This window comes from Chlamydiales bacterium, from assembly GCA_041395025.1.
Lineage (GTDB): Bacteria > Chlamydiota > Chlamydiia > Chlamydiales > JAAKFR01 > JAJACP01.
Genome location: JAWLBH010000001.1, coordinates 986331 through 1007130 on the forward strand (window position 1 = coordinate 986331; position 20800 = coordinate 1007130).

The 20800-nt window shown below is 39.2% G+C and carries 25 protein-coding genes and 1 tRNA gene; 21 read left to right on the forward strand and 5 right to left on the reverse strand.

Annotated elements, in window-relative coordinates; translation table 11 throughout:
* Positions 1 to 3 precede the first annotated feature (3 nt).
* From R3E91_04560 to R3E91_04605, 10 genes are all read left to right on the forward strand, one after another.
* Complete coding sequence (locus R3E91_04560) at positions 4 to 1101, forward strand: DNA-directed RNA polymerase subunit alpha (protein ID MEZ5315464.1); 1098 nt, start codon at positions 4 to 6, stop codon at positions 1099 to 1101.
* The gene (rplQ, locus tag R3E91_04565) at positions 1098 to 1526 is read left to right on the forward strand and encodes a 50S ribosomal protein L17 (protein MEZ5315465.1); all 429 of its coding nucleotides are present in this window, start codon (positions 1098 to 1100) and stop codon (positions 1524 to 1526) included. The genes R3E91_04560 and rplQ overlap by 4 nt, the downstream gene beginning before the upstream one ends.
* A gap of 107 nt (positions 1527 to 1633) precedes the next feature.
* Positions 1634 to 2650 (forward strand): type I glyceraldehyde-3-phosphate dehydrogenase, encoded by a 1017-nt coding sequence (gene gap / locus R3E91_04570; GenBank protein ID MEZ5315466.1) that lies wholly within the window; start codon positions 1634 to 1636, stop codon positions 2648 to 2650.
* Positions 2647 to 3324, forward strand: coding sequence for a hypothetical protein (locus R3E91_04575; protein ID MEZ5315467.1), 678 nt, complete (start codon positions 2647 to 2649; stop codon positions 3322 to 3324). Before gap ends, R3E91_04575 begins: the two co-directional genes overlap by 4 nt.
* Before the next feature lie 101 nt (positions 3325 to 3425).
* Positions 3426 to 3508, forward strand: a tRNA-Leu gene (locus tag R3E91_04580).
* 71 nt (positions 3509 to 3579) lie between these two features.
* The gene (locus tag R3E91_04585) at positions 3580 to 4116 is read left to right on the forward strand and encodes a GNAT family N-acetyltransferase (GenBank protein ID MEZ5315468.1); all 537 of its coding nucleotides are present in this window, start codon (positions 3580 to 3582) and stop codon (positions 4114 to 4116) included.
* A gap of 53 nt (positions 4117 to 4169) precedes the next feature.
* Positions 4170 to 4919 (forward strand): alpha/beta hydrolase, encoded by a 750-nt coding sequence (locus tag R3E91_04590; GenBank protein ID MEZ5315469.1) that lies wholly within the window; start codon positions 4170 to 4172, stop codon positions 4917 to 4919.
* 140 nt (positions 4920 to 5059) lie between these two features.
* The gene (locus R3E91_04595) at positions 5060 to 5659 is read left to right on the forward strand and encodes a type IV toxin-antitoxin system AbiEi family antitoxin domain-containing protein (GenBank protein MEZ5315470.1); all 600 of its coding nucleotides are present in this window, start codon (positions 5060 to 5062) and stop codon (positions 5657 to 5659) included.
* The gene (locus tag R3E91_04600; protein ID MEZ5315471.1) at positions 5646 to 6506 is read left to right on the forward strand and encodes a nucleotidyl transferase AbiEii/AbiGii toxin family protein; all 861 of its coding nucleotides are present in this window, start codon (positions 5646 to 5648) and stop codon (positions 6504 to 6506) included. The genes R3E91_04595 and R3E91_04600 overlap by 14 nt, the downstream gene beginning before the upstream one ends.
* Positions 6503 to 7084, forward strand: coding sequence for a pentapeptide repeat-containing protein (locus R3E91_04605; GenBank protein ID MEZ5315472.1), 582 nt, complete (start codon positions 6503 to 6505; stop codon positions 7082 to 7084). Before R3E91_04600 ends, R3E91_04605 begins: the two co-directional genes overlap by 4 nt.
* Positions 7085 to 7093: 9 nt before the next feature.
* On the opposite strand, the gene R3E91_04610 is transcribed toward R3E91_04605, so the two are convergent.
* On the reverse strand, positions 7094 to 7681 hold the full coding sequence (locus R3E91_04610; protein MEZ5315473.1) for a DUF6434 domain-containing protein: 588 nt from the start codon (positions 7679 to 7681) through the stop codon (positions 7094 to 7096).
* Positions 7678 to 8271, reverse strand: coding sequence for an AAA family ATPase (locus R3E91_04615; GenBank protein ID MEZ5315474.1), 594 nt, complete (start codon positions 8269 to 8271; stop codon positions 7678 to 7680). The genes R3E91_04610 and R3E91_04615 overlap by 4 nt, the downstream gene beginning before the upstream one ends.
* Before the next feature lie 217 nt (positions 8272 to 8488).
* Between R3E91_04615 and R3E91_04620 the strand changes: the two genes are divergently transcribed.
* The 10 genes from R3E91_04620 to R3E91_04665 all read left to right on the forward strand — a co-directional run bounded on the left by R3E91_04620 (position 8489) and on the right by R3E91_04665 (position 17328).
* The gene (locus R3E91_04620) at positions 8489 to 9556 is read left to right on the forward strand and encodes a site-specific integrase (protein MEZ5315475.1); all 1068 of its coding nucleotides are present in this window, start codon (positions 8489 to 8491) and stop codon (positions 9554 to 9556) included.
* Positions 9557 to 9559: 3 nt separating this feature from the next.
* The gene (locus tag R3E91_04625) at positions 9560 to 10171 is read left to right on the forward strand and encodes a hypothetical protein (GenBank protein ID MEZ5315476.1); all 612 of its coding nucleotides are present in this window, start codon (positions 9560 to 9562) and stop codon (positions 10169 to 10171) included.
* A gap of 267 nt (positions 10172 to 10438) precedes the next feature.
* Complete coding sequence (locus tag R3E91_04630) at positions 10439 to 10699, forward strand: hypothetical protein (protein ID MEZ5315477.1); 261 nt, start codon at positions 10439 to 10441, stop codon at positions 10697 to 10699.
* 328 nt (positions 10700 to 11027) lie between these two features.
* Positions 11028 to 12500 carry a YfjI family protein gene (locus R3E91_04635; GenBank protein MEZ5315478.1) on the forward strand — a complete coding sequence of 491 codons (1473 nt, stop codon included), beginning with the start codon at positions 11028 to 11030 and terminating at the stop codon, positions 12498 to 12500.
* A gap of 45 nt (positions 12501 to 12545) precedes the next feature.
* Positions 12546 to 13142, forward strand: a complete 597-nt coding sequence (locus tag R3E91_04640) for a hypothetical protein (protein MEZ5315479.1) — start codon at positions 12546 to 12548, stop codon at positions 13140 to 13142.
* Positions 13143 to 13265: 123 nt separating this feature from the next.
* Positions 13266 to 13700: an Lrp/AsnC family transcriptional regulator gene (locus tag R3E91_04645; protein ID MEZ5315480.1), complete on the forward strand. Its 435-nt coding sequence runs from the start codon at positions 13266 to 13268 to the stop codon at positions 13698 to 13700.
* Positions 13701 to 13867: 167 nt separating this feature from the next.
* Positions 13868 to 14245 carry a hypothetical protein gene (locus tag R3E91_04650; GenBank protein MEZ5315481.1) on the forward strand — a complete coding sequence of 126 codons (378 nt, stop codon included), beginning with the start codon at positions 13868 to 13870 and terminating at the stop codon, positions 14243 to 14245.
* Between the two features lie 121 nt (positions 14246 to 14366).
* The gene (locus R3E91_04655; GenBank protein MEZ5315482.1) at positions 14367 to 14660 is read left to right on the forward strand and encodes a hypothetical protein; all 294 of its coding nucleotides are present in this window, start codon (positions 14367 to 14369) and stop codon (positions 14658 to 14660) included.
* A complete protein-coding gene (locus R3E91_04660) occupies positions 14641 to 15276 on the forward strand; it encodes a CatB-related O-acetyltransferase (protein MEZ5315483.1) in 636 nt (211 codons plus the stop codon). Before R3E91_04655 ends, R3E91_04660 begins: the two co-directional genes overlap by 20 nt.
* Positions 15277 to 16047: 771 nt before the next feature.
* Positions 16048 to 17328, forward strand: coding sequence for a hypothetical protein (locus R3E91_04665; GenBank protein ID MEZ5315484.1), 1281 nt, complete (start codon positions 16048 to 16050; stop codon positions 17326 to 17328).
* A gap of 104 nt (positions 17329 to 17432) precedes the next feature.
* Here the strand turns inward: R3E91_04665 and R3E91_04670 are convergent, their stop codons facing one another.
* Positions 17433 to 17747 carry a hypothetical protein gene (locus tag R3E91_04670; GenBank protein ID MEZ5315485.1) on the reverse strand — a complete coding sequence of 105 codons (315 nt, stop codon included), beginning with the start codon at positions 17745 to 17747 and terminating at the stop codon, positions 17433 to 17435.
* 135 nt (positions 17748 to 17882) lie between these two features.
* Positions 17883 to 18887, reverse strand: a complete 1005-nt coding sequence (locus R3E91_04675; protein MEZ5315486.1) for a TauD/TfdA family dioxygenase — start codon at positions 18885 to 18887, stop codon at positions 17883 to 17885.
* Between the two features lie 191 nt (positions 18888 to 19078).
* Between R3E91_04675 and R3E91_04680 the strand changes: the two genes are divergently transcribed.
* The gene (locus tag R3E91_04680; GenBank protein MEZ5315487.1) at positions 19079 to 19633 is read left to right on the forward strand and encodes a carbonic anhydrase; all 555 of its coding nucleotides are present in this window, start codon (positions 19079 to 19081) and stop codon (positions 19631 to 19633) included.
* A 72-nt stretch (positions 19634 to 19705) separates the two neighbouring features.
* On the opposite strand, the gene R3E91_04685 is transcribed toward R3E91_04680, so the two are convergent.
* Positions 19706 to 20794, reverse strand: coding sequence for a DUF3419 family protein (locus tag R3E91_04685; protein MEZ5315488.1), 1089 nt, complete (start codon positions 20792 to 20794; stop codon positions 19706 to 19708).
* Positions 20795 to 20800 lie beyond the last annotated feature (6 nt).

A 20800-nucleotide genomic window follows, 5' to 3' on the forward strand; every position in this document is an offset into this window, starting at 1 on the left:
GAGATGCCATCTATTCTTTATAATAAGTTTGAAATGCCTGAAATGATTAAAATTGATGAAGAAAGTGTCTCAAATAATTATGCACGCTTCATTGCAGAGCCTTTTGAAAGAGGTTTTGGGCACACTATTGGTAATAGTTTACGTCGTATGCTTCTAACAGCTATTGAAGCGCCTGCAATTATTGCCTTTTTTATGGAAGGTGTTCCACACGAATATATGGCCATTGAAGGTGTTATTGAAGATGTAACGAATATTATTCTTAATTTAAAAAGTGCTCTTCTCCGTCGTCTTCCTTTAGATAACATGCCTAATAGACGAGAACAGCATACTTTGACAAAAAGTTTGCAAATTACTAATGAAGATTTAGGTTCTTCAGGACAAAAAGTTATCGTTCTTGGAGATCTTATTTCCAATAGTGATTTTGAAGTCGTTAATCCTGATTTACCCATTTTTACTGTAACAAAGCCGATGAATCGCCGAATTAAACTGAAAGTCATGATTGGGCGTGGATATGTTCCTTCTGAAAGGCATGTGATTGTAAATCCAACAGCTGATGAGATTGTTGTGGATTCAATATTTTCGCCAGTACGTATTGTGAATTACTTTGTTGAAGATACACGAGTTGGGCAAGATACTGATTTTGATCGTTTAATTCTTGATGTCACAACTGATGGTCGGGTCACACCCCAGGAAGCACTTGCTTTTGCTGCAAAAATCCTAGTTAAACACCTCGCTATTTTTGAAACAATTGATCAGCGTCAAATTACATTTGAAGATGCTGCTATCAGTAGTGATAGTGATTTTGATGATGTCATGTCTAAGCTTGTTTTGAGTATTAATGAAATTGAGCTTTCTGTTCGTTCGACAAATTGTCTCAATGGTGCGAATATAGAAACGATAGGTGAACTTGTAGTCATGCCAGAACTTAAATTACTACAATTTCGTAATTTTGGTAAAAAGTCACTAAACGAAATTAAAGCAAAGCTTACAGAGATGGAACTTGGTCTAGGAATGGATTTGTCTCGATTTGGTGTAACAGAACACAATGTAAAAGATAAAATTGATGAATATTTAGAAGAACATAAGAAGGCGGTATCATGAGACATCGCAAGAGGAATCTAAAGCTAGGACGTACCTCTTCACATAATCGTTGTATGATTGCGAATATGTTAAAGTCTTTAATCAATAAAGAGCGTATTAAGACTACTCTTGCCAAAGCAAAAGTGATGCGTAGATATGCTGATGGAATTATTACCTTGGCAAAAAATAATACACTTGCAAATCGTCGAGCTGTGATTAGCAAATTAATGGTTCGTCATAATCGATTAACAAGTAAACAAGCAAGACAAATGAAAGAGGGAAGCAAAACAGCTCAAAATGTAGATCGAGGTATTGTCAGCAAGCTTTTCGATGTGCTAGGTCCTCGTTTTATCAATCGTCAGGGAGGATATACACGAATTATCCCCATGATGAATAGAGTAGGTGATAATGCACCGATTTGTATACTTGAATTTCTAAATGAATAAGAAAAGTTTTTTCGTGCTTTTTAAGTGAAAAATTTCCCAAATGTAGTTATTTTTTTCAGAAGTTTCCTTAATCCATTATATCTCTTACAAAGGAGACAATTATGGGGATAAGAATTGCGATTAATGGATTGGGTCGTATTGGAAGACATGTTTTAAAACGTGCTTTAAAATATCCTCATATCACAGTGGTTGCAGTTAACGATCTTGTTCCCTTAGATAACTTGGGGTATCTGCTTCGGTTTGATTCGACTCATGGGTGTTTCAGTGGCAAAATTGAGATTCAAGAAGAAACCCTTTTAGTAGACAACAAGAAAATTCTCGTCTTAAATGAAAAAGATGTAACTGCTTTACCATGGAAAAAATTAAATATTGATTACGTTATTGAAGCTACAGGGTTATTTACTGGAAAAGCAATGGCTCAGCAGCATCTGCAAGCAGGTGCGAAACGTGTTGTGATTACAGCTCCTGCCAAAGGAGATGTTTCGACTTTTGTTATGGGTGTTAACCACACAAATTATGATCCTGATAAAGATAGAATTGTTTCGAACGCCTCATGTACGACAAATTGTTTAGCCCCTCTTGCTAAGGTTTTATTAGACCATTTTGGGATTGAAGAGGGACTCATGACCACCATTCACGCCATGACTGCTACTCAATCTGTGGTAGATGGCCCTTCTAAGAAAGATTGGCGTGGAGGGCGTGGTGCACATCAAAATATTATTCCTTCTTCAACAGGGGCAGCTCAGGCTGTAGGACTCTGCTTGCCTAAACTAAAAGGGAAATTCACAGGCATGGCATTTCGTGTGCCTATTGCTGATGTGTCTGTAGTTGATCTGACTATTCGTTTGACTCGTGCAACCTCTTACGAAGCAATTTGTGAAAAAATGTTTGAAGCAGCGCAGGGATCCATGAAAGGCATTTTAGATTATTGTCAGGAAGAAGTTGTCTCTTCTGATTTTATAGGGTCGACTTTTTCCTCAATTTTTGATGTTAAAGCTGGAATCGCACTCAATGACCGATTTTTTAAGCTCATAGCTTGGTATGATAATGAGATTGGATATGCGTGTCGTGTAATAGATCTTATTCATTATATAGCTAATCAAGAACCAAAGGGATTAATGTGAATTTTACTCGAGAGCCTCTTATAGAAACGATAATTAATGCTAAGGATGGATATAAACTAGTCTTGCGCAACAGCAGAGGAGAAGAAGAGTTTTTTGTTGATGCAATAGAAGTGGTTTCATTTGGAAGCAGTTCTTTTTATCGTTCATTAGAAAAACCTAAGCTTTTTTTAGTTCCGATGAGTGAGTATGCAGTGATCGAAGTCCGTCAAACTCAGGTTGTTTTAAAAACGCCTGCAATTGAAAAAGGAATTAAAATTGCTGGTGGACGTGACACAGCAGTGAAATCTTTTCGTGAAGGGAAACAGTCGGAAAATGCTTCTGTAGAATTAGAATCATCTGGGTCTCAAGAACAAAAAGTTGAGAAACGTCGAGAGCGTCGTCGTGTTCGCAAACGTCGTGGAACGAATGAGCAGTCGCAGGATCATCAAGATGGAGAGATTAAGGAAGGAGAATCAGTAATGAAACCTGAAAAACACCTCTCGTCTAAACATATCGAAAAACCTACCTTGATCCCTCCTCCGTCGAATCTGATCTTTGAAACCATGAACCAACGTAAAGAGGCGATACCAAAAAGTACCAAAGAAATAGAAGCTAGAGAAGATATCCTATTAAATCAAGACGAGGTTGTCGTAGATCACTCAGATAACGGATCAAACTCAGCAAAGGAAGAATAAGGATGGCTTATAGGACTTGTATCTAATTGGAAGATCAAGAAAACTCTTTAGAGGCTTTTCTAAAGCCAATAGTAGTTTTAGTTACATGGAGTTGTATGGTCGCTCGGATGGTGGAATGGTAGACACTAGGGACTTAAAATCCCTTGGGCTTTTGCCCGTGCGGGTTCGAGTCCCGCTCTGAGCAAACTTATACTAAGCAGGTTATGATTTCTCAAAACAAGATTCATAACCTTGCTATGTTTGTACGGCACACCTATGGCACACTCCCCAATGACAAACACGGATACTCGATATAAAATTCGTAGAATGGAATTGAGTGATGTAGCTGCCGTTGCGGCAGTTCACGCACAGTCTTTTTCCAGGCAGCTAAACTCTGAAGAATGGATACTATGTAATTTTAGAGCTTATCCAAGAATTAGGATTTTTGTGGCTTATGCTGATAATGAAATTGTTGGCTATATTCAGTGGACGGAAAAAAGTGGTTTTAGAAAAGAGGTTGTGTTGGAACTTGAGCAAATTGCGGTTTTACCTGAATCGAGAAATCAGGGGATAGGCTCCAATCTGATTAACTCTTCCCTATCTCTAGTCAAAGAAGAATTAGCTACAAGAGAGGCTGTTTTGAAACATATCATCGTTACTACTAGGACAGATAACAGCGCGCAAAAAATTTATCGAGAGACTTTAAACGCTTCAGCTGAAACGACCATCTCAGATTTATTTTCAGCAGATGAAGTCATCATGATAGTAAGAGATATTTCAAAGCAAAAGGAATCGAAACAGTGGAATCAATAAACTCATCTCAATATTCATATGATTCTAATCATGTGAGATATGAATTGTACTCAATGAACGATAAAGAAAGCTACAACTGGATTTTCCTTCCCGGTGGACCAGGAGCTGATTCTAGCTATTATCGTAGCTTGGTTGATATGCCTGGAAATGGGACTAACGTAGAAGACGGTGTTTCGTATGATTATGATGAGTGGTTTGGGATATTTCCATCTATCATTCAAAAATTTGAGAACCCAATTTTAGTTGGGCATTCATTTGGGGGAATGTTTCCTTTGCTTTTTCCTGAGCTTGAGAGTCAATTGAAAGGATTTGTAATTCTTAGTTCTGCCCCTTCCCTTTGGCTAGAGGCAGCTGTTGAATATGCCAAGCAATTTGATTTACCCGATGTGCGTAAAGAAATAAAAGAACTGGCATTAAATCCTTCACAGAGTACATTTGAAATTGCTATAGATGCCTGCATGCCCTACTATTTTCCGAAAGAGACTTTAGAGGAAGGTCGAGCCCTAGTTTCAAAGCTAAAGTTTCAGTATTTGCCTGCAGGATGGTGGCAAAAAAAGGCTGTGGAAATAAACTTTACAGCAGAATGGATACCCCAAAATGTTCCTACGCTTATTTTTGGTTCAAAATATGATTGTATCTGTCCTTTTTCGCTATTTGAAAATGACGAAAGATTTGGGCGTGATAATATTGAATTAATTTACGTTGAAAATGCAGGTCATTTTATTTGGGTAGAAAACCCTCAAATAATGGTAAAGAAGTTCGGCGAATATATTTCAAAACTGAATGCAACGTCTCATCAATAGACGTATTCACTATTACGTTCCAAATCTGAATCTATAGACTGAACGATTTTAAGTTGTTATTCCTTAAAGAGTTTGTTATATCAGAACATTTTCTCACTTAAGATGTTGCGCCAATATCATAAAAATTATAACATTGGTGTATGAAAAGCCAAGACCAACTCTTTGAGATAGCAGACCGACAACAAGGCTTTTTTACTGCAAAACAAGCGGAAGAATGTGGCTATGCGCGGTCTAACTTTCATTTAAGACTTGCTTCAGGAGAATGGACTCAGGAGGGCAGGGGTATTTATCGATTAGCGAGATACCCCGTGACCGACCGGTCCGAACTTGTATTATGGAGTCTCTGGAGTAGGAATTTAAAGGATATTCCCCAAGGCGTATGGTCACATGAGACCGCTCTCGATATTCAGGAGCTGTCAGATGTGATGCCATCTAAAATGCATATGACGGTTCCTCGTGGCTTTCGAAGACGCATTGAAATCCCAAAAGTTCTATGCCTGCATTATGCGAATTTGGGCCAATCCGAGATAGAGCAAAGGCAAGGCTACCGGGTAACGGCTCCTTTTAGGACACTGCTGGATGTCTTTGAAGCAGAAACAGTAGCCGACAATTTTCTCGCTCAGGCTGTGCATCAAGCGTTAGAGAGGGGACTTGTTGCCGAAGAAGAACTGCATTCTCTCGAAAAGACACATCCCAATATCCACTTTAAAATGAAGAGATTATTGAATGACAAGTTTTAAAACACCGACCGATTTCCGCAGAAGCTTGGAAGCTCGCTTAAAGAGCATCGCGACTAACAGTAATCAAGATTTGCAACGTCTTAGACGGAAAGTTGCCTTTGAGAGGCTTTTAGCTAGAATATTTCATCAAGGCTCGGATAGTTTCGTTCTTAAGGGGGGATATGCCATGGAATTGCGCTTTGCTACGGCACGGGCAACGAAAGATATTGATTTGACTTGCTTGCGCAGAATCAATGCATTTGATGTAGCGATTGAACATGTCATTGCTCGAGAGTTGCGCAATTTAGTGAAAGTGGACCTAAAAGATTATTTTACCTTTGAGGTTGGACCTGCCCAAATGGACTTGGATAATGCACCCTATGGAGGGGCGCGCTATTCTGTGTCTTCCTTTATCGACAGGCGACTTTTTGTAAGGTTCCAGCTCGATGTGGGGGCCGATGTCGTGGTTGACGAAATAGAGCAAGTAGAGGGGTTAGACTGGCTGAAATATTGTGGCATCGATGCGCCTAAGATGTGGATGATTTCGATTGAACAGCAGTTCGCAGAAAAGCTACATGCCTATACCCTTCCCCGAGAGCAAAAACAAAACTCTCGCGTGAAAGATTTAATTGACATGCTGTTGCTCAAGGAATATCGCCCCATTGATGGAAGGCGTTTCAAAGATACTTTGCAAAAAGTGTATGGTGCGCGTGGCACACATGCTTTACCCGAAAATCTTGGTCCTCCGCCCTCTGAATGGCTTCCATTATTTGAAAGCCTTGCGTCTGAATGTGGTTTATCTCTATCGATGCAAGAAGCTTACCTTGAGTTGCTGAAATTTTTTCAAAATCATGTGTTGGAAATATGAAAAGTTATCCCAAACAATCCGAAGAAGAGAAAGAATTTAAAGGCAAAGATTTTTCAAATATCTCATTTTCAGGATGTTCCTTTACACACTGTGTTTTTATAAGCTGTCGTTTTTCTGGATGCAATTTCCGCAATGCCAGTTTTTCAGAGTGTGCTTTTAAAAATTGTAGTATGGATTCGACCAACATTGAGGGTTGCCGTTTTCAAGATGTATTCTTTGAGGAGAGCAAAATTGTGGGAGCTGAATTTCATAAATGTGACAGAACCTTTTTCTCCATTCGCTTTGAGAAAAGCATCGTAATGGCCTGTAATTTTTCTGAATTGAAGATGAGGAAAACACGTTTTTGCGGGAGCAAGGTCAAGGAGTGCTATTTCAATGACACGCAGTTGTCGGAATCTGATTTTCAGCAAACTGACTTAGAGGGGACTATTTTTCATCATTGTGAGCTCTCCAAAGCCGATTTTAGAGGTGCTGTCAATTACTCCATCAATCCTCAAGCTAATATCTTGAAGAAAGCGACTTTCTCACCACCAGAAGTACTCGCATTGCTAAGTTTTTTTGATATTAAAATTGAATAATCTTTTGGATTATAAATACTTGTTCAATGTACTCCAAACTATTTCGACTTGTTTGCCACGTTCGCGTTCCCATGCTGCGGTTATCTCTTTCTGAGAGGCTTTTGGGTATTTGTCGCTGTATTTTTGCATAAAATTGAGGTAAGCCCATTCTTGCTTTGGGTTAGCTTTTCTTTGTTGTCTATTGAGGTGTTCATTTTGCCAAAATTGGGCGAACTCTGCATAAGTGGGAGGGTTACCTTCTATCCATCGATTTTTAATCCAATCTTGTCCAAATGCCGTAAAGTGAAAATGGTTTCCTACAAGACTCTTCATGAATTTTCGGGTCTTCTCATCATTTTTGTAGTTGCCATGCAAAATAAGAGTTGATGGTGCTAAAGGATAGCGTGTATTTTTCTGAGCTTTTGAAGCTGAAGGGATTTGAGGCTGCTTGAGTACGGTTCCATCTTCCAAATAGCAACAAATTCTTTGAATAATTTCTCCCTTTTTGCCCCTCTCGGGGAGAGCCAATTTTTGGCATAGCTCTTTTAGCTCGCTCATGTGCATATAATGCAGGGCATTTTTTAACATGCCCACCTTGGAAGCCGATAGTGTCTTCATGATGGCTCATTGGGTTTTGACTTTTCGGCAAGTGCTCTTTTGATTTTTGCGACATTTTCTTCCAGTGAATGGGCGTGGCTGTCTATTTCAAGGTCATAGGCAACGTTTTCATGAACCTTGTAGTATTGAGCCCGTGCTGAGCCAACACATCGGTCTCCTCGAGTACGTTCCCTTTCTTCCAGAATTCCTAGAGGGGTGACAACGCCGACATACAGCACATTATAATCTTTTAACACCTGCTTCCACTCTTCAACTTCAACCGTTCCGAACGCTACATCATCGATAATCAGGTTGTAATGTTGAGAGGTCAGGAGGATGGCAATATCTTTAAGGGTGCGCACAATGCGTTTTGCAAAGGGGCCAGCTCTTACATGAAAAATGCGATGTCCTTCTGGGTCAGTATCGGCCTCCCAGGAAAACCCAAGAGGCGCAGAGCCTCCTTCCCAATTGTTTATCTTAGCGGGCATGAAACCAATAATTTTATCGATGCCAAGATGGAGAAAGGGTTCTTCAAAAGAATTTTGTAAAGCCTTGGCCAATGTCGTTTTTCCTGAGCTTGAAGGGCCGTTTAAGTAAATTATTTTTTCCATAGGTAACTCGTTTGCCAACAGATGATAACAGAATAGAAAATAGATTAAAAAGATGAGTAAAAATTTCTTGATTGTGCCACTAGTGTGCCAAATCAGCAGCGTTTGATTTTTTTGTCTCTGACATTACCGATTTTATCCTAGTTTTGCAAGGGATTTCTTATCCCTTGCAGGCTTATCATGACTTATGTTATGGTGTCCTCAATTATCATGAGGATACATGGCTAACATTCAAGAGCGTACTTCCAAAGATGGCAAAACCACCTACCGAGTCCAGGTTCGCCTTAAAGGCTATCCATCCCAAACAGCTACTTTTGCAAGGAAAACAGATGCAAGGCGATGGGCTCAACAAATTGAAACCGCAATTCGTGAAGGACGTCATTTTAAAACAGCAGAAGCTAAAAAGCGAACTCTTGCTGAATTAATCGATAGATACATCGAGCAAGTATTGCCGAGTAAACCAAAAAGCTTTGATAAGCAACAGGCACAGCTTCTTTGGTGGAAAGAAAAGTTGGGTGCATATGCACTTGCTGATATTACACCAGCTCTCGTGGCTGAATACCGAGATTTGCTTTTGGGTGAAGTAACTTGCAGAGGGAAGAAGCGCTCTAATTCTACTGTAGTTAGGTATTTAGCTGCACTTTCCCATGCATTTACTGTAGCTATGAGGGAGTGGGGTTGGATTGAAGATTCGCCATTGCGAAAGGTCTCTAAGCCAAAAGAGCCTGGAGGGAGGGTCCGCTTTTTAGACACAGATGAACGTACTCGTCTTTTAGAAGCGTGCAAGGAGAGTAGGAACCCATTTTTATATCCCATAGTTACGCTTGCTCTAGCGACAGGAATGCGGCGGGCAGAAATTTTGAATCTCACCTGGGGAAATGTGGACTTTGAAAGAAATAAAATTGTTCTTTTGGAAACCAAAAATGGCGACAAGCGCATTGTGCCTCTTTCGAGTCATACTAAGGCAATTCTTTTATCAATCAGAGAGCAAAGCGATGACCCTTCATTCTTTGTTTTTCCAAGACAAAAAGGACAAAAGCCACAAAAACCAATCGATATTAGAACTGCATGGGAGGTTTCTTTAGAAAAGGCGCAGATTCGAAATTTTCGATTTCATGATTTGCGCCATTGCTGCGCTTCATATCTCTTGATGAATGGAGCTTCTCTTGCTGAGATTTCTGAAGTGCTAGGGCATCGGACTCTAGCGATGGTTAAGAGGTATGCGCATATGTCCGAAGGGCATGCTGCAAACATTGTATCAAAAATGAATGAAAATATTTTTGGGTAGGTTATGAAAGAAATTGAATTAAAGAGGATGTATCTTGAGCAGGAAAGAAAAATTACTCCACTGAAGCCTCATTGGTTGCAGAAGGATTTTATGCAACCATGTGAGGCTGTCTTGGTGTATTATCAAATAGAACCCGCTATGGAGCAACTTAAAGAGCGAGATATGCAAATCATAAAAGCTATCGATTATCTCGGTATCTATGATGTTTTGATGTCCTCAGAATTTATTGTGAAGTCTCCTCCCTCTATTAAGTTTGTCGATTTTGTCCAATGGGCTATCAGTAAAGGATTTGGCCTTCCAGAGCATCTGAAGCATGTCCAACAGGGGCATGAAAGTAATCAATCTGAAGAAGAAGGTTCGGATGAGGAGGGAGTGTCCTTAAATTTATCCTCCGTCAAATTGCCTCTTCTTCTTACGGAGTTGGCTAAACGATTGATGAAAAAAATATCACCGGAATCAAAGTATGCTTCTCTCCCTGCAAACGAAATTGTTAAATTTTCTGATGAGTTCAAGTCGTTGCGGGCGGTTGTTAGGGCTATAAGGGATGGTAAGGACTATGAGGATGAGTGGTATCAGCGTAAAACTAGCTCTGTAGGACCTCGTAAGCGTAAATAAATTAATTCGACAACGTAGTTTTCAACTTTCTTTGTTGTTTTTTCTCTCAAAAACATCTTTGCGAATGTCATTTTCGTCTAAAATGAATGTCTTTTTCGATTTTTCTCGGCAGTGTTCTTTAGCTGTCTTCTTCTGAATCTTTGTGTATTTGAATATAAATACAATTGAATCTGAACTAACAGTTCATAAATTATACTTGTAATTTCATTTTTCATACAATTCGGATTGTAAATGTTTGAAAACTAATTCAACCGTAAGGAGGTAGTGATGTCAAACATAGCAAACGAACTGCATGAGCGTATTTCAGTGAGAAATCTACTCACAGTTCCTCAGCTTTCTCAGAAACACCCAGCATTTAGCCAAGCTGCTTTAAGGCATTTGATATTTGATGCCAATAACAATGGCTTCTGTTGCGTTGTAAAGAGAGTTGGCAAGAGAAAAATTTTACTGGATGAGCAAGCGTTTTTCCATTGGATAGACAAACAACAAAGTGAAAAGGGAGAAAAGAACCATGAATCCAAGAAATAAACGCCTCTTGGAGTGCTAAGCAAACGGGATAGAGTATTTGTCAGCGAACTCCTCAAGTTGATAGGAGCTTTGAACCCAGCTCAAAATACACATGACCTGAGACAGGCTGGGTGGAAAATTCATACAGGGAGGGTTATAACAAAGGACCGTGACGGAAGGGTCTGTCATCCTGGATTCTATTTGTTAGAACCTGATGAAAAAGCTAGGGCATTGGAGTTCCTTCAAAAGGCTGATGGAGCGGCTGGCACCGCTCCGTCAGCGGGTGATAATTCCAAGCATCTAAACTCTAAATCATCAGATAAAGCTAATGATAGCATAGGAGGTGAAAATGACAACCTCTTATGATTGGCAAGCCCCCATTCCTTTGGGGGCAATTGATTCACCTTCTTTCCCTGAAGGAGTCTTTCCAGATGCGATTGAAAAGTTTGTTGGGGAATTGTCTCGGTCTACAGAAACCCCGCGTGATTTAGCAGGGCTTACTATATTGGCAGCCCTAGCGACAGCCTCACACAATAAATACGTCGTTCAGGTCAAATCGGACTATCGTGAGCCGGTGAATCTTTGGACAGCAGTTGCGCTTCCTCCTGGAAGCCGAAAATCGGCTGTTTTAGCGGCTGCTATCAAACCTATCGAGAAGTATGAGAAGCAGAAGCAGAAGTTAATTGAACCCTTGATAAAAGAAATTACCTCCAGGAATAAAAGCTTGGAGGTGCGCATCAGGGAATTGCGAAATATGGTTGCCAAGGCTAAAGAGTGCGATTTTGAGGCACTTCAACAAGAAATTTTTACTCTTGAGGAGAAGATTGAGGAACCTCCTGCTTTTCCCCAGCTATGGACAAGCGATGTGACACCAGAAAATTTGGGAACACTCATGGTCTTAAATCATGAGTGTATGGCTGTCTTAAGCGATGAGGCTGGAATTTTTGACATATTGGCTGGTAGGTATTCATCAGGCATTCCTAATTTAGATTTATTTTTAAAGAGTCACACGGGAAGTCCTGCGAGAGTAAATCGGATGGGAAGACCCCCCGATTTACTGGAGCGGGCGATTCTGACAATGGGACTGACCCCGCAACCAGATGTTTTGAAAGGGCTAGGAAAAAATCGAACCTTTAGAGGGAGGGGGTTGCTCGGAAGGTTTCTTTATGCGATGCCACGTTCAAACTTGGGGAAGCGTGATTTAAACGCATCTCCAATGTTGCCAGAAGTAGAAGCCGGCTATCATCGGGTGCTCGAAGCGATTTTAGAGCATGAAATGAGCGGTGATGCTCAATATGCCTTGAATCTTTCCCCAGAGGCATATGAAAAGTGGTTTGGTTATTCTCGTGCTATTGAGATTCAAATGGATGAGGGGGGTCCCCTTGCATTCATGACTGATTGGGCGGGCAAGCTTGCAGGTCAAATTGCTAGAATAGGGGCTCTTATTCACATCGCAAGATATGCATCTGAAAAGCCGTGGATGCAAGCAATTTCCATGGAGGATATGGGTGCAGCTATCAAAATAGGGCACTACCTATCAAAGCATGCACAAGCTGTTTTTGACTTGATGGGGGCAGACCCAGCACTTGAGGGAGCCAAAGCTGTTCTACGCTGGGTTGCAGCGAATCGATATGAGAGCTTTACGTTCAGGGATTGCCAATATGCACATAAGAGTCGATTTAAGAAGGCTAAGGAGCTGCAAGACTCGATTGAAGTGCTTTTAGACAACTACTTCATCATCGAAGCAGAACAGGAGAAAAAGACGGGAAGACCGAGTCGGGTTCTTTATGTGAATCCATACATTTTTTGTGAGGACAAGTAGCCTTTTTGTGGTTTTTGTCCTTTTTGACCATAAGGAGAAGAAAATATGACCCAGAGTGTATCAAAAAATTTACCTGCTCAAGAGAAGGTAGAGGAAGTTTTTTTGAGGTATCAGTTTAGAGATAATCCTGAAACAGGGCGCAGAGAGGTATGTGGGATTGAGCTGTCGGATAAGACAAAACCAGACTCTCCCGAATTTATTGAAAAATTGAAACTCGCTCTTAAAGGAATGACCGGCAGCAGGAACCCTGAAATAGCCGAGCGCATTGTTTCCAAGATTGCCTGGGCAATGTCTGCAGAGGACAATGAGCATCGCCTAAAAGAAGTCACGACCTTGCTTCATACTCTAGAGCCTCAAAATGAAACAGAGGCGCTGTTGTTAGGGCAATTTCTTGCTTTGCAAGATTCTGGCATACAATGCTTACACAATGCGAATTACAATGAAATGTTTTATCATAAGAAGGAACTCTTTCAGCTTTCGGTGAAGCTGTTTCGTTGTGCCAATGAGACGATGCAAACGCTATTGAAATATCGCTCTGGGGGTAAGCAGCAGATTCAGGTCATTCATGTATCTGGGGAGGGAAAAGCAGTCATAGCAAATGAAATGAAGACGGGTGGGGTAGTGGATAAAAAAGTTACGTAAGACCCCATGTATCATTGAGAGGAACTAAACCCACAAAAGCCACAAAACTATGGGAAGATGCACAGCTAAATCGAAACGTTCAGGTGAACGGTGTAAGAATTGGGCGATACAAAAGAAAGCAACGTGCCGTTTTTAGCATCCTTCATTGCTAAGAATTTACTCCCTTATAGAGGGCTAGGGACTGGTATCCGCCGTGCCCTTCAACATTGGTCGCACATTGATTTTGTCGAGGATAGAGAGGGCTGCCTCTTCACCTCAATTATTCACAGAATAAAGGTGCACTCCTCTCCAGGTAATGCTAAAAAATCAAGAAATAAAGGTGCAATAAAGGTGCAAAATACACCTATAAAAGCACCTAAAAATGCACCTTTATCTCCTCTACAAAAACAAATAATAGATCTTTTAATTGGGAATGCAAAGGCTTCGTACGATGATATAGCCCAAGCCATAGGGAAAGACCGCAGCACAGTCATGAGGAATGTCCAGAAATTAAAGCAAGATGGGATAGTGCGCCGAATGGGGTCTAAAAAAACGGGGACTTGGGAAGTGGATATATAAATGTCCCATTTTGTCCCTTGCTAACACAAACATCTTCTGTCAATGTAGATCATAATCCCTTGTTGTCAATTATTCCAGGCTTTTGTAGAGTGTTCGCTTTCACAAGCATGAGTTGAGAATGGCTACAATTGAAGAGCGACCTACCAAAGATGGGAAAACGCATTATCGTGCGAAAGTGCAGCTGCGGGTATCCGCCACAAAATCGTACGTTTGAAAGGAAAACCGACGCGAAGCGTTGGATTCAGCAGATGGAAGCAGCAATGCGTGAAGGACGCCATTTTAAGCATATCGAATCGCGTAAACATACTTTGTGTGATTTGGTGGATCGATTGGCTCACCAGCAGAGCAGCCCCTCTTCTTACACTTTCCCTTCCGAAAAGGGACAAAAGATACAAAAGCCCGCTGATATTCGGAGCGCCTGGGAACAAGTTCTTAAAAAGGCTGCAATCGAAGACTTCCGTTTTCATGATCTTCACCATTCTGCAAATCACCATGAAACAGTCGTTGCCAACATGAATGAGAAGGTGTTTGGTTGGGTGCAATAAATGGACGACGAAGCGATAGAACAACGGCACTACGCCACACAAACCCGAAACCGAAAATTTAGATATGAAGAGATCAAGAACCCTTCTCTTGACATAAAATATCCAAAAATAAGGACATTATTTGCAAAAACAATCAGTTATTTCTACCCCATTTTTTGTGACAAATGCTTTACAAGATCAATTTCTACATGCAGGAAAATCTCAGCCTTCCATGTATCTAGATCCAGCAATTCGAGCGGGGATTTCCAGTTTTGCCCGCCCTGGATTTGAAGGAGAGGTCTCAGAAGGTTTAGAGGCTTTAAAAAGAGATATTGAGACAAAAAAAATCGATCACATTATTCAACAATATGAAAGCAATTGTGGAGATTATTTATACATTAGCGCTCTAAAGGATCATGATGTTGTCTCCCGATAATCCGTATCCAATTGAAAAAGTGACTAAAGCTGTTGTCTTCCTCAAGAATTTTATTACGAACCCAAATATTCGCGTTGGAGATTATACCTATTATGATGGAAGGGACCATCCTGAAAGCTTTGAAATCGACAATGTCATTTTTGCTCGTTCGTGCAATCTAATTATTGGTAAGTTTTGTCAGCTTGCTTATGGAACAAAATTCATTTTAAGCGATGCTAATCATCAAATGAGTGGTTTCTCCACATTCCCTTTTTTTATTTTTGGCAAAATGGGAGAAGGCTGTCCTGAATGGGAAGATTATGATCTTGATCTTCCAAATAAAGGGGATACGCAAGTTGGAAATGATGTATGGTTTGGGTATGAGTCGACCATCATGCCAGCTGTGAAGATTGGAGATGGGGCGATTATTGCTGCGAAAGCGGTGGTAACGAAGGATGTGTCCCCCTATACCATTGTAGGAGGCAACCCTGCTAGGGCGATTCGAAACAGGTTTTCTGATGAAGTCATTCAACAGCTCCTTGCTATACAGTGGTGGGAATGGGACTATGAAAAGATCACACGCAATATTTCTGCTATTGTGGGGGCAAATATACAAGAACTCCTGCATGCAAAATGAGGTGTATCCAGAGACGCGAATTCGCAAACATGACAAGTGTTTATGGAACAAAAATGGGACATTTTTTGGCAAAAAATGAGAATGAATAGCAAAGAATGACAGCTGCAAAGTTTTCAGAAGTTTCTGTTGGATAAGTTGTTATGTATTGTGAATCGTTGGTCAGTTTTTAAAACGGAAGACTTAAAATCCCTTGGGCTTTTGCCTGTGCGGGTTCGAGTCCCGCTCTGAGCAAATTTATCTTCAGGTGTTTAGGTTAAATATTTATATTCAAGAGTTTCAAATGTTTGTGGCAAACTGATGGCACAAATTCAGATGAAAAACAATGAAAATTTTAAATTCTCTGGGGTAGTATATGGTGTTGCAATTTGTTGCCCTACCTTTGGAGGTTTTTATGCGAAAGGTACTCTTGACTCTCAAAACAGTGGAACACTCCGATTAATAAGAGTTTCTCTTAGTTCAGAACCACAGATCGAAAGTGCTCCTCTGAGATAACTGTAGTCCAGGCAATAGTCTATCTGTGGTATCTATTCTAGGAAGACAAGAAATTGAGCTAGTGAAGTTGCACAGTCTTTTAAATCAGCAATATTCATCTGAATACGAAAAACAGTTATGTTAAATACCTATCTAGGTTTTCAAAAACTCACCCCCATTTCTTTTAGAGGAATGAAGAGGTTAAAGCGCCTTGATGATGAATGTTTAAGATTTTTTATTGACTATAGATGATTATATATTTAGAATTTGCGAGAAAATTTTTCAAAAATAGGTCGTATCATGTTTGTTCAACCATCAGAGGTCCATTTTGTTGTTTGTGACACAAATCCAGCTAAACATTTTGAAGTGTTTGCTAAAGAATTAACAACACGAGGTTATCCTGTCCAGATTCATGCAACAGGGGCTGCTTTGAAAACATTGGAGGGGTGTGGTTTTGAAAAACTCAATCCTTTTTCACTAGGCAAGAAGTCTGATGACATAGTTGCAGAAGAGCTTGTGAAAAAATGCAATGAGGTGGCTAGAATTGTTATCACTGATATTGGAAATCAATTTAATGTTATCTTGCAGAAAAAATTTAAAGATAAATCATCACCTATATGTCGTATGGTTTATTATGATAACCCTGAGCCTTATGTACCTGGTGGCTATTCTGAAACTGTTAGTCAAATCTTGTGGGAGACTAATAGTATCTTATTTGCCAATAAAAATCTTAATACAAGTAATCTTTGGCGAACACCTAGAGACAAGATGAGAACTTACCAAGTCTTTGATGATGGCATTGGTATTGGATACTATTCTTTCGATCAAGCAAATCGGATTAAAGAGAGAAGAGAAAAAGATTCTAGTCAGGCACGTAACCAGTTATTCACACATTATCAAATACAAGATAAGGGGCAAAAGGTCCTTGCCTATATCGGGGGGAGTAGTGAAGAACCTTATCAGGCATTTGCTCGTTTTCTACTGGATCTAAATAAAGATAAGGATGTATCTAATGTAATTATTTTAATACAAGCGCATCCTAATACCAAAAGCGACAATTTAGGTTTTCGGCATCTTAATCTCTTGGTAGAACGTCATAAACAAGAAGATTATCCGAAGTTTCCTAAAATTTTAATTTCAGATACGGAGACAGAGGATCTTTTAGTGGCTGCCGATGGGGTCTTGTATTATCAAACAAGTATGGCTGCACAATTTGCTCTTGCACGTATTCCAACCGCCCAAGTCGGTAATAAACCTTATGAAGATATTCTTGTAAAAAATAAACTATGTCAATTAGTCAATTCTTCAGAAGCTCTTTCTGCTGTTTTAGAGAGTCTAGAATTACAAGAATCAGATGAGAATCTCATCAAAGAAGCATTAGGATATTCTCCTGACTGGGCAGAAAAATTAGAAAACTTCATCAAAGCTAAGGAATTATGTCCGGGAAAAATTGAAGATTCGCAACAAAATCAGGATGTGCAACAAAGTGGGAACTCAATTTTTAAATTTGCGTTTGGCATAACTGCTGCTATAGTTGTTACTTATGCAGGATACAAATTGTTGAGATATATGAGAGCTTAAGTGCTCTATTTTTCAAATGGAGATAGGATTTTTCTTTGCTGATTGGTCATTTTAAGAAGAGGGTTTATGTTTAAGAATGGCTCTTTATTTTTATTTAAACCCCTTTAAGATTCTCTAATTTTATGATGAAGGTATCCCCAACCAGATAAGCTCATAATGAAAAGGATCGTGCTTCCAGACAACATAAGAGAGCTATTTAACAAACCAATTTGACCCAAATGGGTGAATGCATTCAGCCCAAGGGCTGTTTGCATCAATCCCTTAGAAGCCATTAGGGCGAAGAACCCTATGATCATGGATATAGCGCTTGTAAAAATAAGAAAAATGATAAATCCCTTTAAAGGCATTTTACTAGATTTTTGAGGCAGTGGATCTTGGACTCGATAAGAAGGAGGAGCTGATGATTGAATGAAACTCATGGTACTTTTTAAAAGCAAAACAAGATTTTGCCTTATCCTTGCTTTTTAAAGCGACCGATTTATTAGATGATCTCAATTTGTGTTCTTTGAGAAAGATCAGAATTTGAATAGAGTCATGAAGTTTTTTTATTTAAACTACGCTAAGTTTTTTTTAGTAAGAGCAACTAAGATACGCCTGTTACCTTTATAGGAATTTCGTCCATGCATAGTGAGGAGATTATCTAAAACCATCACATCTCCTTTCTTCCAGCGAAAATAGACGGTCTTGTTATCTAAAATATCCATAATATGATAAAGATCATGTCTTGGAATAGGTGTATTATCTCCATAATACATTTCGTGCATGATGGTATTTTTTTTCGCATAGACAATCCTTGTTGCAAACCAATTAAACCACCCAATTAGGCGAGGATTGTAATCATAAAGATGCGCTTGATTAAACCAGATTTTTTCTCCAGATTCTCTATGTTCTATTATGGCAGGACGGTTGTAGCTGACTTGTAGCCAATTTTTTTTATTCCATCGATATCCAAAATCATTTTCTTTGCATAAGCGGATCACTTCTTCTTTACTCTCCGTTTCGAAGGCATCCATCCAAGTTTTATGGGCTTTTTGGAAATAATTAATCGTATCGAGAAGCCAGCTTGTACCATAGAAATTCGAAATATATTTAAGCTTTTTTTCTTCAAACTGGATACGCACTTTGGGGTCGATAGCACGATAAATTGCACGTGCATCTCCAATAATGGTTTCGCCTCCTATTTTAGAAGGAGTCATACAATGAAAGTAGATATGACTAGGATAATTTTTGATATAACTCATTTCGTTATGAAGAGGAATTTTGAGGGAAGGAGGAGCTTCTGTAGAGGTATAGATCTTGCCTTGGATTTTATTACGAGGAGTATCTCCTCCTATATATTTAATTGGCTTTCCTAAACCTAATTTGTCAATGACAAGATTGAATTGGTCAGCTCCATGAATGGGGAAGTTGCGAAAAAGGACTCCTCCATATTTCAGGAGGTCGCGATGGATGTTTTCATGATCATCATTTAACCATTTTAAAAAATCATCGAATGTAACCTGTGTTTTGGGCTCTATGACTAAAGGTAATTGTTCTTGGGTGATAAATGTTCTTCTCATGGCTAAATACAAGTTTGTTGATACATGACTCTTATCAATCACAAAGATTGATGAAGGATTTACATACTAGCTTTTTTATGGATAAAATTGCGAATTCTCGCAAGGAAAAGGTTTAATCAAAAACTGGCATTTAATAAAATCTTAAGGGACGGACAGAAATAATCAGCTGTGGTAATTCTTTTTGGATGATGATGGATGCTAATCACGCTCTTGACCTTTTAAAAGCAGGAAACGCGCGTTTTGTTAACGAACAGCCATCTAATCCTCGTCAAAATATTGCCTATCGTAAGAGTCAGATTTTAGAGCAAAATCCTTTCTGTGCTGTTTTGACTTGCTCTGACTCACGTATCCCAGTTGAAATTTTATTCGATCAGGGAATTGGAGATCTTTTTGTTGTCCGTCTTGCAGGAAATATCGCCAGTGCCACTGCGATAGAAAGTCTTGATTTTGCAGTTCATCAATTCGATATTTCTTTGATTGTAGTGATGGGACATCAAAATTGTGGTGCAGTCCAATCTGTAATTGAGGGGGCTACAGGACAACATTTAGAAAAAATAGGAGCTTATATTTCTCAGGCAGTTGAAGGGAAAAAAAACACTATAAAAGCCGCTGTGATTGCAAATGTAGATGCTCAATTAAAAATTGTGAGAGATCGTCTTTTGATTGAGAGGCGTTTGGTGAATCAGTTAACCATCTGCGGAGCTTATTATGATTTTGAAACAGGTTATGTGAATTTTCTGCCATAAACATTTAAAACTAGATTTTCTTAAAAATTTGTAGAGCGATTGATACTAGCTTTTTGAATTATTTCTCTTTTTTTACTTTTTGACCGTTCCACAGATAAATCGATAGACAAAACATCGATCTTCTTTTTCTAATTGTTGTTCCAGCAAAGAATCTCTTTCAAAATGAGAAGCAATATCTAAAGGAATTTGATAATTTGAGAGAAATTGTCGGATGCAAAAACGCCCTCTTGGTTTTGAGGTACGGAGAATCCCTCTCATCATAGAGTCAAAATTCTCCTTCTTGATATAAGAAGCAATGTCAGAACAGGAGAAGCAATCAATGGAGCTCTCTTCTGTCTTGTCTAAAAAAAAATTTATGTCTTTTGTTTCAAAAGCAATTTTATTGATTTGAGATTTAATTTTTTCAAAATCCATTTTATTCAGATAAGGGGGCAGCATCTCTTTATGGATATCTCCCTTAAAAAGCAAAGAGAGGAGAAGGCTTTCTTTCACTAAAAAGCGATTTAAGGAGTCATAAAATTTTGTATAGAGATGAATCCCAATATTGATATTTTTATCAACATAAGCATAGAGACCAGGGTCATTAAAAAAGAGACGAGCCATCGATGGAGATAGAATTAATCGCATCACTCGCTTCCATAAACGGTGATTCCAGAAGGTTTTTAGGTAGGCTTTTTGTTCATCTAGGTCATCAAAAGAGAATAGTTTATCAATCTTTTTCCTACTCATTAAGCGTAGTATCTTTGAGATCATTCTTAGTCGCTTCTCCATTAATCCTTGATACAAGACACCTTTTGAAATTTTTTGTTTTTGATGATTCCAAAATCTTGCTGAATGAGGAGAAAGGTCATCTTTAATCTGGGAATAGATTTCCAGACGATTGGATGGAGATTGAGTTTCAAGACCGAGAAAAGAAATATAATCTGAATAGTTAAGATTTTTAATCGCAGCGCGTTTCAAATCAAAAAGAGCATTTTGTATGGGATTGGTATCAATAGATAGGATATTCCCTACCTCTGTTGATAAGAGATTAAGAGGACGGTCACCACTTGCAGTAATGCAGATAATTTGATCACTTGACTGAATTTTCAGTGCTTTTTTCTCAGTGATCCAATCTTCATTTCCTAAACTATAGCTTAGACGTGAATAAAAGCGTTCCATACCTTT